The 12380-nt window shown below is 33.0% G+C and carries 10 protein-coding genes and 1 pseudogene; 9 read left to right on the forward strand and 2 right to left on the reverse strand.

The genetic code is table 11. From position 1 onward, the window contains the following. Positions 1-677: pseudogene (locus tag B3R94_RS12825) on the reverse strand (helix-turn-helix domain-containing protein); the annotation flags it as partial. A 359-nt stretch (positions 678-1036) separates the two neighbouring features. On the opposite strand from B3R94_RS12825, the gene B3R94_RS12830 reads away from it, so the two are divergent. From B3R94_RS12830 to B3R94_RS12870, 9 genes are all read left to right on the forward strand, one after another. Continuing rightward, entirely contained in the window at positions 1037-1318 is a 282-nt protein-coding gene (locus B3R94_RS12830; RefSeq protein WP_114999439.1) for a helix-turn-helix domain-containing protein, read from the forward strand. Position 1319: 1 nt separating this feature from the next. Continuing rightward, complete coding sequence (locus B3R94_RS12835) at positions 1320-2570, forward strand: type II toxin-antitoxin system HipA family toxin (RefSeq protein ID WP_114999441.1); 1251 nt, start codon at positions 1320-1322, stop codon at positions 2568-2570. Positions 2571-2707: 137 nt separating this feature from the next. Next, positions 2708-4255: a type I restriction-modification system subunit M gene (locus B3R94_RS12840; protein ID WP_291101294.1), complete on the forward strand. Its 1548-nt coding sequence runs from the start codon at positions 2708-2710 to the stop codon at positions 4253-4255. Next, positions 4252-5280 (forward strand): virulence RhuM family protein, encoded by a 1029-nt coding sequence (locus tag B3R94_RS12845; RefSeq protein ID WP_291067789.1) that lies wholly within the window; start codon positions 4252-4254, stop codon positions 5278-5280. Before B3R94_RS12840 ends, B3R94_RS12845 begins: the two co-directional genes overlap by 4 nt. Continuing rightward, positions 5277-6464, forward strand: a complete 1188-nt coding sequence (locus tag B3R94_RS12850; RefSeq protein ID WP_291067790.1) for a restriction endonuclease subunit S — start codon at positions 5277-5279, stop codon at positions 6462-6464. The genes B3R94_RS12845 and B3R94_RS12850 overlap by 4 nt, the downstream gene beginning before the upstream one ends. A 38-nt stretch (positions 6465-6502) precedes the next feature. Further along, positions 6503-6802, forward strand: a complete 300-nt coding sequence (locus tag B3R94_RS12855) for a GIY-YIG nuclease family protein (protein WP_291049589.1) — start codon at positions 6503-6505, stop codon at positions 6800-6802. 388 nt (positions 6803-7190) lie between these two features. Then, entirely contained in the window at positions 7191-10292 is a 3102-nt protein-coding gene (locus B3R94_RS12860; protein WP_291067791.1) for a type I restriction endonuclease subunit R, read from the forward strand. A gap of 597 nt (positions 10293-10889) precedes the next feature. Next, a complete protein-coding gene (locus B3R94_RS12865) occupies positions 10890-11063 on the forward strand; it encodes a hypothetical protein (protein WP_181816283.1) in 174 nt (57 codons plus the stop codon). A 4-nt stretch (positions 11064-11067) separates the two neighbouring features. After that, positions 11068-11505 carry an SMODS domain-containing nucleotidyltransferase gene (locus B3R94_RS12870; RefSeq protein ID WP_291067792.1) on the forward strand — a complete coding sequence of 146 codons (438 nt, stop codon included), beginning with the start codon at positions 11068-11070 and terminating at the stop codon, positions 11503-11505. Between the two features lie 50 nt (positions 11506-11555). On the opposite strand, the gene B3R94_RS12875 is transcribed toward B3R94_RS12870, so the two are convergent. After that, entirely contained in the window at positions 11556-11942 is a 387-nt protein-coding gene (locus tag B3R94_RS12875) for a nuclear transport factor 2 family protein (RefSeq protein WP_291067793.1), read from the reverse strand. Positions 11943-12380 lie beyond the last annotated feature (438 nt).

Consider the following 12380-nt stretch of genomic DNA (forward strand, 5'->3'; position numbering starts at 1 on the left):
TGAACATGCCAATGAAACTTTGATTGAAATTCGTGTCCATTATCTGTTTGAATTGTATTAATTCTAAAAGGGAATTTTTCTACAACATAATTTATGAATTCAATTGAACTTAATTGATTATGTTTTTCAGAGATTTTAAGTGCTCTAATTCGTGTAGCATCATCAATCGCTGTGTATTGAAATCGTTTGATTTCAGTGCCATTTGAATCATGAAAAATCAGAAATTTAACATCAACTTGTACCTGATGACCAGGTGTTTCTTTTTCATACTTGATACTATGCATGGCTCTTCTAGTCACCTTTCTGTCTAATCGACCTACATTATTACGCTTTAGAATACGATAAACACTTGATTCCGATATCAAAATATCATGATAACGTTCTAGATACCATTTAATTCGCCAAGTCCCTAATTTATGTTCTTTTCGAAGTTCTAATACTTTATTTACAATCTCTTGCTTAATTTGGTTAGGAAAAGTATGAGGAGTTGGTTTCTTTCTGAGTAAACCTTCTTCTCCATGTTCTTCATATGCTTTTTTTCATTTATAAAATGTACTCTTTTTAACACCATAAAAATTATAAGCTATAGTGTTATTTCCATATTCTTTAGCATATTTTAGAACTTGTAATTTTTTAATATAAGTTAAATAAGTTTGGATTTCTTTGGTCTTTTTCATAATCATAAGGCTATATTAGTTTTTTACTAATTTAGTCTACGATGATCTGACGTACCCACAATTTGAAAGTGTCTTCTCCTTTTTGAAGTAATGGTGGAAGACTTGTTTATGTTTTAGTGTTTCGGTCAAATGATTTTGGATTGTAAATATTGTCTTCAAATTCTTTCAGTAAACCAATTGTGCAACGATAAACAAATTAATCACCGCATAACTTGCGGAGAATATTCAAATATTTACCGCAAAACAGTTATAACAAGTTTTCAATAACCTTTTGCAAAGAGAAAATAATTGAATATTCATATAAAAATGTCCGTTATTTCAGTCGTTTTAATTATATTTGTATGAAATAACGGACATTTATGAAAAAACAAATTGTTTTACCTCGTTATAAAGATACCTTATCACAAATGGGTGAGCAAATAAAACTTGCCCGTAAACGTCGCAAATTAACAGCGGTACAAGTCGCTGAAAGAGCAGATATTTCCAGATCCACTTTAAATCTCATCGAAAAAGGAGAGCCAAGTGTAGCGATGGGAGCTTATTTCAATGTGCTTCGGGTTTTAGGCTTACAAGATGATTTTTTAAAGTTAGCAGCAGACGACACACTTGGTCGTAAACTACAAGATTTAGAGATATTATAGGATGGCAGTACAGAAAACAGATATATATGTTTATGCTGATTGGCAAGATTTAGAAAGTCCAATACTAATGGGCGTATTATCGGCCTATCAAGCCAAGGGACGAAAAGCATTCAGCTTTTCGTATGATAATCTATGGTTAAAATCTGGACATCATCATCAGTTAGATCCCAATTTACATTTATTTGCAGGGCCACAATTTGCTAATGATAAAGAAAACTTTGGACTCTTTCTAGACAGTATGCCTGATACTTGGGGACGTACCTTAATGAAAAGACGTGAAGCTCAACTCGCTAAAATAAAAGGTGAAAAAGCGAAAACATTATATGATATTGATTTCTTATTAGGTGTCTATGACGAAACACGTATGGGGGCGTTGCGTTTTAAACTAGATCCAAAATCTGACTTTTTGGATAATGATACCGAAAAGGCTACGCCACCATGGTCTACTGTAAGAGAACTTCAACAAGCTGTCGTTCATTACGAAAATGATACCGATAATGAAGCGATAAACAAATGGTTACAACTATTAATAGCTCCTGGTTCTTCTTTGGGTGGAGCTCGTCCAAAAGCTAATATTTTAGATGAGCATAAACATCCATGGATTGCTAAATTTCCATCTAAGAATGACACTATTGATAAAGCTAGTTGGGAATATTTAGCGTATCAATTAGCGATAAAAGCAGGGATAAATATGTCGGAATGTAAAATAGAAAAGATTAATGGTCCGTATCATACTTTTTTTACTAAACGATTTGATCGTGAAGGAAGTAATAGAATTCATTTCGCATCGGCAATGACCATGACAGGAAATAACGAAGAAACCATAAAAAATCAGCCTGCCAGTTATTTAGATATTGTGGAGTTCATCCAATCGAATGGAGCGAACATCAATGAAAATTTAACCCAATTATGGCGTAGAATCATTTTTAATATTGCGATATCCAATACTGATGATCATTTACGAAATCATGGATTTATTTTAACGAAAGAAGGTTGGGTTTTATCACCTGCTTATGATTTAAATCCATCCATTGATAAAGATGGTTTAGCCTTGAATATTGATATGGATAATAATGCGTTAGATTTTGAATTAGCGAAAAGTGTTGGTGAGTATTTTCGATTAACGACTACAGAAATGGATCAAATAATCGATGAAGTAACTTCTGTAGTTAAGAATTGGCAGGATATCGCTAAACAAATTGGAATTTCAAGAGCTGAACAAGAACTAATGGCAAGTGCTTTTAAATATTAGTTGCAATTAATAAAATAAAAAACCATTACAAAAAAGCACTAACGTCTTGTTTTGGCGTTTAAAAGGATTAATATTGTAATGTTTACAATAATGAATATACAAAAGATAATTTTTATCTTTAAAAAGAAATAAAGACAATGACAAATACAGCCCAAAGAGCAGAATTACAAGCCAAAATCTGGAAAATCGCCAACGAAGTACGTGGCTCAGTAGACGGATGGGATTTCAAACACTTTGTGTTAGGAACATTATTCTACCGTTTCATCAGCGAAAACTTCACCAATTACATCGAAGGTGGAGATGAAAGCGTAAACTATGCAAATTTAGCAGACGACATCATCACACCAGAAATCAAAGACGATGCTATTAGAACAAAAGGATATTTCATTTATCCAAGTCAATTGTTTGTGAATATTGTCGATAATGCCAATACAAATTCAAACCTAAATACAGACTTAAAAGCAATATTCACAGATATTGAAAACTCTGCAAATGGATATGATTCTGAACAAGATATCAAAGGATTATTCGCAGATTTTGATACAACAAGTACACGTTTAGGAAATACCGTAGAAGATAAAAACAAACGATTAACTGCAATCCTTAAAGGAGTTGCCGAGTTAAATTTTGGAAGTTTCGAGGAAAGTCAAATCGACTTATTTGGGGATGCTTACGAATTCTTAATTTCTAACTATGCAGCCAATGCAGGGAAATCGGGTGGTGAATTCTTTACACCTCAAAATGTATCGAAACTGATTGCGCAATTAGCGATGCACAAACAGACTTCGGTCAACAAAATCTACGATCCTGCTGCTGGTTCGGGTTCTTTGTTATTACAAGCTAAAAAACATTTCGATAACCACATTATCGAAGATGGATTCTTTGGACAAGAAATCAATCATACAACCTACAACTTAGCACGTATGAATATGTTTTTGCACAATGTCAATTACGATAAATTCAACATCCAATTAGGAGATACATTAACCGATCCTCATTTTATCGACGATAAACCATTCGATGCCATTGTATCTAATCCACCTTATTCGGTAAATTGGGTAGGTTCAGATGATCCAACGTTAATTAACGACGACCGTTTTGCACCTGCAGGAGTTTTAGCACCAAAATCAAAAGCAGATTTTGCCTTTGTCTTACATGCCTTAAATTATTTATCAAGTAAAGGGCGTGCAGCCATTGTATGTTTTCCTGGTATTTTCTACCGTGGTGGAGCAGAACAAAAAATCAGAAAATATTTAATAAAAGAAAATTTTGTAGAAACAGTAATCAGTTTACCTGCAAATTTATTCTTTGGAACTTCTATTGGCGTAAATATCTTAGTTTTATCAAAACACAAATCTGAGTACAAAACACAATTTATCGATGCGACAGGTGAGGACTTCTACAAGAAAGTAACCAACAACAATATGTTAGAGGATGTACATATCGAGAAGATTATGCAGTTGTTTGATGCGAAAGAAAATGTAAAACATGTTGCAGTAACCATAGAGAATAAGATAATTGAAGAAAACGATTATAACCTTTCGGTAAGTTCGTATGTAGAAGCGGTAGATACACGCGAAGTGATAGACATTGAAGTGTTAAATACTGAGTTAGCTGAAACTGTGAACAACATTTCATCTTTACGTGCAGCGATTGATCATCTTGTAAAAGAAATCGAAGGATGAGTGAAATAATTTTATATACTGCAGAAGATGGACAAACTAAAATTAATGTCCAATTGGATGACGATACAATTTGGTTAACGCAAAAACAATTGGTTGAATTATACCAAACTTCAAAATCAACAGTAAGTGAACATATTAAGAATATTTTTACAGAAGAAGAACTGATTGCAGAAGCAACTGTTCGGAAAATCCGAACAGTTCAAATAGAAGGTAATCGTGAAGTTTCTCGTGAACTGGATTATTACAATCTTGATATGATTATTGCTTTGGGGTATAGAATAAACTCGAAGATTGCTACAGGCTTTCGTCAATGGGCAACCAATCGGCTGAAAGAATACATCGTAAAAGGGTTCACGATGGATGATGAACGCATGAAAAATCTTGGTGGAGGCAATTATTGGAAAGAACTTTTAGATCGTATTCGTGATATCCGTTCAAGTGAAAAGGTAATGTACCGCCAAATATTAGATTTGTACGCTACAGCAACCGATTACGACCCAAAAAGTGATGCAAGTGTAACTTTTTTCAAAATTGTACAAAACAAATTGCATTATGCTGCTCATGGGCATACTGCAAGCGAAGTTATCTATATGCGTGTAGATAGCGATAAGCCTTTTGTTGGATTAACCAATTTTAAAGGCGATGAGCCTACACAAGCTGAAGCGATGATTGCTAAAAATTTTTTAGAAGAAAAAGAATTACGTGTATTAAATAACTTGGTAGCAGCCTATTTTGATTTAGCCGAATTAAATGCTATTGAAGAGCGCCCAATGCGTATGAACGACTACATCCGTGAGTTAGATAATATACTGAATTCGACAGGACGCAAAGTTTTAGATAATGCAGGGAGTATCTCTAATGCTGCAATGAAAGAGAAAGCAACCTTAGAATACAAAAAATACAAAGCCAAAACCCTTAGCAATGTGGAAAGTGAATACCTAAAAACCATTACAATCTTAGAAAAACAAGCTAAAGCAGGCGATAAACAGGCTAAAGCAAATAACAAAAAAGGAGGGAAATCATGAGCAAATTAGAAGAGTTATTACAAGGGGTTGATGTAGAATGGAAAGCCATAAATGATATTATCAAGGTGATAACTGCTCCATGTAAGGTAAAGAAAGAAATTTATAAACCTATAGGTAAAACTCCAATTATTGACCAAGGTAAAGAATATATCGCAGGCTATACAGATGAAAATTTTGAAACTGTAATTGCAGATGAATACATACTATTTGGTGATCATTCTGAACATATAAAATATGTTAATTTCTCTTTTATTCAAGGTGCTGATGGTCTTAAGATATTAAAAATAAAAAAGGATTTTCCTAAATATATTTATTATTGCTTCCTTAATTTTTATAATAAAGAATATAGTTATAAAAGACATTGGACTAATGCTAAAAACACTTTAATCCCAATCCCTTGTCCAGATAATCCAGAAAAATCTCTTGAAATCCAACAAGAAATTGTTCGTGTTTTAGATGAATTAACTTCGTTAACCAACCAATTAACAACCGAATTAGAAACCGAACGCCAAAACCGTAAAAAACAATTTGAGTTCTTCCGTGAGCAGTTGTTTAGGTTTGAAGGTAAGGAATTGGAGTGGAACAAATTAGGCAGTGTAGCGGATGTTACTAAACTTGCAGGGTATGAATTTACAAAGCACATTAAATATAGTGATGAGGGAAATATTATCGCTCTGAGGGGATTAAACGTAAAAGGAACACTTGACCTTACAAATGTTAAATATATTGATGGAAGTGAGTTCACAAAACTAAGTAGAAGTAAATTATATATAAATGATATGTTATTTACTTATGTAGGTACTATTGGAGAAATAGCGTTGATTAATGAAAATGATAAATATTACTTAGCACCCAATGTATCAAGAATAAGATTTGAAAATTCAAAATTGCTTCCATCATTTATGTTTTACTATTTTAAGACAGATTTCTTTGTAAGAAATCAGATAAATAAATATTTATCCAACTCTTCTATGAAAAATTTGACTATGGAAAATATAAGAAAATTTATGGTTCCAATCCCACCATTAGAAGAACAAGAACGCATTGTAAAACTCTTAGATCAATTCGATGCCACGCATACAGCTATCGAGGAAGAAATTACAAAAGAAATTAAACTAAGAACCCAACAATACGAATATTACAGAGAAAAGTTATTAAGCTTCCCGTCATTGCGAACAACGTGAAGCAATCCAGAAAAGCAACCCCAAACCAGTAAACCAAAATGAAAAAAGGAGGTGTAGTCTATATTATGGCAAACAAAAGAAACGGTACTCTATACACAGGCGTAACAGCCGATCTAAAAAGACGTGTATACGAGCATAAAACAAAATATAATCCCGAATCTTTTACGGCAAAATATAACTGCACAATCTTAGTTTATTACAAAAGCTTCCATTCAATTGAAGACGCAATAACAGAGGAAAAAAGAATAAAAGCAGGTAACCGAAAAAATAAATTAAAACAAATAGAAACACTCAACCCAAATTGGATTGACTTATGGGATGAAATTAATGAATGGTAACTCCACGTCATTGCGAGCAAAGCGAAGCAATCCAGCAAACAACGCAAGCAAAGCAATTCAGTCATTGTTCTCCGTCATCGCGAGTATAACCAACGTCATTGCGAACAACGTGAAGCAATCCAGCAAACAACGCAAGCAAAGCAATTCAGTCATTGCTCACCGTCATCGCGAGTATAACCAACGTCATTACGAGCAAAGCGAAGCAATCCAGCAAACAACGCAAGCAAAGCAATCCAGTCATTGCTCACCGTCATTGCGAGCAAAGCGAAGCAATCCAGAAAAAACGCAACATATTGCTCACGTCATTACGAGCAATGCAATTTAGAAAGTGAAACAAATTAGAATCTAAACCATTCAACCCATTAACAGCTACTTAGAATAACATAAGATGTACAAAACGATTGCAGAATCCAACAATTACATTGTATTGGACAAATACACCAAATTCTACGAATTAAACGAGGCTCCAGTGGCTTATCAATCAGAAGCTGCCTTAGAAAAAGAATTCATCCAAGATTTAATTAATCTTGGATACGAGAATCCGACACATCTCAAATCAACGGAAGCTATGTTAGTCAATGTGCGTACACAATTACAAGCATTGAATAATATGGTATTTACCGATAACGAATGGGCGCGTTTCCTTGTAGAATATTTAGATAAACCAAGTGATAGTTTAGTCGATAAATCGCGTAAACTTCACGATAACCACATCTACGATTTTGTATTTGATGATGGACACATACAAAACATCTATTTAGTCGATAAAGAGAATATTACGCGTAATAAAGTACAGGTTATCTCACAGGTCGAACAAACAGGTTCGCACGCCAATCGTTACGATGTAACAATTCTGGTCAACGGATTACCGATGATTCAAGTAGAGCTGAAGAAACGTGGTGTAGCCATTCGTGAAGCGTTTAATCAAGTCCATCGTTATTCCAAAGAGAGCTTTAATTCAGATAATTCGCTATTCAAATACTTGCAGTTGTTTGTCATTTCGAATGGAACAGATACACGTTATTTTGCCAATACCGTTACGCGTAACAAAAACAGTTACGATTTCACGATGAATTGGGCAAAAGCAGATAATACCTTAATCAAAGATTTAAAGGATTTTACAGCAACTTTTTTTCAAAAAAACACGTTATTAAATGTCTTACTAACGTATACGGTTTTAGATATTAAAGATACATTATTGGTCATGCGACCTTATCAGATTGCAGCAACCGAACGTATTTTATGGAAAATTAAAAGTGCTTATCAAACAAAGAAATGGTCTACATTAGAAAGTGGTGGGTACATTTGGCATACTACCGGTTCAGGGAAAACCTTAACCAGTTTCAAAGCTGCTCGTTTAGCGACTAAATTAGATTTTATCGATAAAGTATTTTTCGTGGTGGATCGTAAGGATTTAGACTTTCAAACCATGAAAGAATATCAAAAGTTTTCTCCTGATAGTGTTAATGGTTCAAATAGTACAGCAGGTTTAAAACGAAACATAGATAAAGACGACAACAAAATTATTGTAACAACCATTCAGAAGTTAAACAACTTAATGAAAGGCGATCAAGAGTTGGATATTTACAATAAACAAGTTGTTTTCATATTTGATGAAGCCCACCGTTCTCAATTTGGTGAAGCCCAAAAAAATCTGCAAAAGAAATTCAAAAAATATTACCAATTCGGATTTACAGGAACACCAATTTTCCCAGAAAATGCCTTAGGTGCAGAAACCACAGCAAGTGTTTTTGGTTCAGAATTACACGCGTATGTCATTACAGATGCCATCAGAGATGAAAAGGTTTTAAAATTCAAAGTGGATTACCACAATGTTAAACCTCAATTCAAAGGGGTTGAGACAGAAATAGATGAAAAGAAATTGAATGCAGAAGATGCGAAGAAAGCCTTTCTGCATCCTGCACGTATCAGCGAAATTTCTAAATACATTTTACAAAATTACCGCATTAAAACACACCGTACAAAAGGCGGAAATAACGGTTTCAATGCGATGTTTGCCGTGAGTAGCGTAGAAGCAGCTAAACATTATTACGAAGAATTAAATCGTCAGCAAATAGACAGCGATCAACCGTTGAAGATTGCGACGATCTTTTCTTTTGCAGCGAACGAAGAACAATCAGCAATTGGAGAAATCATAGACGAATCATTCGAGCCTTCTGCTTTAAACAGTACAGCAAAAGAATTCTTAACGAAAGCCATCAACGATTACAACAAGATGTTCAAAACAAGTTATGGTGTAGATAGTGATGAGTTTCAAAATTATTACCGTGATCTTTCAGAAAGAGTAAAAAACAAAGAAATCGACTTACTAATCGTTGTCGGTATGTTTTTAACTGGATTTGACGCACCAAAATTAAATACCTTATTCGTTGATAAAAACTTACGTTACCATGGTTTAATTCAAGCATTTTCGCGTACCAATCGTATCTTAGATGCAACGAAATCTTTTGGAAATATTGTTACGTTCCGTGATTTGGAACAAGCAACGATTGATGCCATCACATTATTTGGAAATAAAAACACGAAGAATGTTGTTTTAGAGAAAAGCTACAAAGAATATTTAGAAGGTTTTACAGATGTTTCAACAGGTGATGCACGTAGAGGATTTATTGAAGTGGTCAACGAATTAAATACAAAATTCCCAAATCCTGATCAAATTGAAAAAGAAAAGGATAAAAAAGAGTTTACAAAATTATTCGGTGAATACTTACGCGTTGAAAATATCTTACAAAACTATGATGAATTCACAAGTCTAAAAGCCTTACAAAACATTGACCAAAGCGATGCAGCTGCTGTAGAAGAATTCAAAGAAATGTACCATGTTTCGGATGATGATTTAACAGTGATGCAAAAGATTCAGTTGTTACCACAGCGAACAGAGCAGGATTATCGTTCGACGTATAATGATATTCGTGATTGGTTAAGAAAAGAAAAAGAAGGGAAACAACCAGAAGATGGTGAAATCGATTGGGATGATGTGGTTTTTGAAGTTGATTTATTAAAATCTCAAGAGATTAATTTAGATTACATCTTAGAATTAATCTTCGAGCACAACAAAAAAACAAAAAACAAAGCCGAATTAGTTGAAGAAATAAGTCGAGTAATTCGTGCAAGTATTGGGAATAGAGGAAAAGAATCTTTAGTTGTAGATTTTATCAATGAAACAGATTTAGATACTATTCCAGATAAAGCAACGGTTATTGATTCGTTCTTTAAGTATGCGCAAGTCAAACAAAAAGAAGAAGCAACCCAATTAATCACAGAAGAAAACTTAAACGAAGAAGCTACAAAACGCTACATCGAATCTTCTTTAAAACGGGAATACGCAAGTTCTAACGGTACTGAATTAAACGCCATTTTACCCAAAATGAGTCCGTTAAATCCACAATATCTTACAAAAAAGCAAACTGTTTTTCAAAAAATAAGTGCCTTTATTGATAAGTTTAAGGGAGTGGGTGGAAGATTGTAATTAATTCCACTTAAATATGTAATATTAATCCTCGACGCTGAAGTTGGGGATTTTTTAATTTATAATAAAGTTTAGGAGAAATATTTTCCAAACAAAAGATGTTTCTATTATGAAAATATTTGTAATAATTTTTTATATAAAAAATAAATTTTTTTTTGAAAAAGAGAGATATCTATTTGTTATTAACTATTTTAATATCAAATAATTAACAACTTGTTGATAATCTTTTTAATTTTTAAGATTATGAAATTTTTAATTGTGAAATCTTATCTTAATTTTGGAAGACAACTAAGGTAAATATTAAATAAATGAAAACATAATATAAAAAATGGAGGAGAATTTATTGCATAAAAAAACTCGGAATTGTTTGCCGACGTACCGAGTTTACTTTTGTAATGATTTTCTTAATAATCGAAATCTCTTTAAGAAATATTGATATTCTATGAATCAAAAATAGAACTTTAAATAAGTTTTTAATATAAAACTTAATAGATAATTTCTATAATTCAAATATTTCTTTTCGAATACTACAAATCCAATCCTGATTTGCTTCACGTGGGATAATTATTAAATAATTATTAATAAAAATTTTAGCTAATGGCTACAAACAGAATACCGGGTGATAATCGCCGCCACGGAGCAGTTAAACAACGCTCACAAGTTTTTAACCCTAAAACAAGTCAATGGGTTAAAAGAGATATAAATACAGGGAAATTTATGGATGTTAAACAAGATGGTACACCATTCAAAGGAGTAAGAAAAGAGAAGTAATATTATGAAAACATCAGAAACCTTTCAAGAGTTTATATCAAATATTAAAATTCCTCAAGATAAAGCAGATACTATTTCCTACAGATATGGTCGTATAACAAAATCTTTGAATGAATTTTATAGAGATATAGATTCCAAAACTGCAAATAGTCTGCAAGTAGGTTCTTACGGAAGATATACAGGTATCAAAGGTATATCGGATTTGGATATGTTATACATAATGCCCAATTCTAAGTGGGATGATTATAATAAAAAAGGAGGGCAATCAAAACTATTACAAGATACAAAAACTGCGATATCGAATACTTATTCCTCATCAGATATTAAAGTTGATAGATGTGTTGTAACTGTTAATTTTTCGGACGGTACTCATATTGACGTTCAGCCCCGCTTTTGGCAATACCTTGTTAGCGGTTCGTTGTTCTTATTTCATCTCGTTTGACGGATTATTTTTTTCGTCATATTTTTAATTTAGTTTCCAGATTACACTTTTTATAATTTACACATTACAGGTGCTTCTTGTGTAGATATACAAAGCCATTTTGATTTTTCCTTCTTGTAAATGTTAGTCACCCAAATTTCTGTATCGTAAGGTTTGTTCAAATATTTTCCGACATTTCTACCTCGTGAAATTACCAAAGCTGTATTGTCAAAAACTTTCACAAGTATTACTTCCTTTTTCATTGAATAATGTTGCAGCCTTCCCTCCTTTATGGTTTTGATAAAGTCATCTTTGCGAACTATTCCAATGCTCGGTTCAAGGATTGTCCAATTGTCTGCAAGAAGTTCTGACAGTTTGCTAATATCGTTTATTTCAAATGCCGAATTTAGGTTGTCATCAAGTTCCTGAAAATTCAATTTTATTTCATTGTCTGTCATTTGTCATTCATTTTCTATTTGTCTTAATGTTCCATTTTTATCTTTCCATTGGTTTCTGTCTGTAATTGAGTTGTTCTACAACAATGAATAATATTATGTTTGATGTCGTTACTTTCATTTTATGTAGTGTGTCTGTTTACAATGACCGCTAACGGAAAAAGTATTGGCGAAGTGCGGGCTTAAATTGAACGAAAGTTCAAGTTCAGACCAACCGTAGCCAATATTTTTTCAATGAAACTAAGTTAAACAAAAATGTGAAATTGGAAAATATTGGCGGCTAAATATTACAAATTGTTCAACTTAGACTTTAACCCCGCATTTTGCCAATACAATGTTGAACTAAACCTCCAGTAGCTTTCGCTGCGATGATTTCGTACCTTAGTATATTAATATTAAACAATTGATACTATGGTAACTAAAAAAATCTCCGGAGGAATT

Origin of the sequence: Empedobacter sp. UBA7611 (assembly GCF_002484365.1) — a bacterium.
Taxonomy (GTDB): Bacteria; Bacteroidota; Bacteroidia; order Flavobacteriales; family Weeksellaceae; genus Empedobacter; species Empedobacter falsenii_B.

Bases quoted from the DNA above. Each gene is read 5' to 3' on its own strand.
- B3R94_RS12830 (WP_114999439.1), top strand. From the start codon at position 1,037: ATGAAAAAACAAATTGTTTTACCTCGTTATAAAGATACCTTATCACAA.
- B3R94_RS12835 (WP_114999441.1), top strand. From the start codon at position 1,320: ATGGCAGTACAGAAAACAGATATATATGTTTATGCTGATTGGCAAGAT.
- B3R94_RS12840 (WP_291101294.1), top strand. From the start codon at position 2,708: ATGACAAATACAGCCCAAAGAGCAGAATTACAAGCCAAAATCTGGAAA.
- B3R94_RS12845 (WP_291067789.1), top strand. From the start codon at position 4,252: ATGAGTGAAATAATTTTATATACTGCAGAAGATGGACAAACTAAAATT.
- B3R94_RS12850 (WP_291067790.1), top strand. From the start codon at position 5,277: ATGAGCAAATTAGAAGAGTTATTACAAGGGGTTGATGTAGAATGGAAA.
- B3R94_RS12855 (WP_291049589.1), top strand. From the start codon at position 6,503: ATGAAAAAAGGAGGTGTAGTCTATATTATGGCAAACAAAAGAAACGGT.
- B3R94_RS12860 (WP_291067791.1), top strand. From the start codon at position 7,191: ATGTACAAAACGATTGCAGAATCCAACAATTACATTGTATTGGACAAA.
- B3R94_RS12865 (WP_181816283.1), top strand. From the start codon at position 10,890: ATGGCTACAAACAGAATACCGGGTGATAATCGCCGCCACGGAGCAGTT.
- B3R94_RS12870 (WP_291067792.1), top strand. From the start codon at position 11,068: ATGAAAACATCAGAAACCTTTCAAGAGTTTATATCAAATATTAAAATT.
- B3R94_RS12875 (WP_291067793.1), bottom strand. From the start codon at position 11,942: ATGACAGACAATGAAATAAAATTGAATTTTCAGGAACTTGATGACAAC.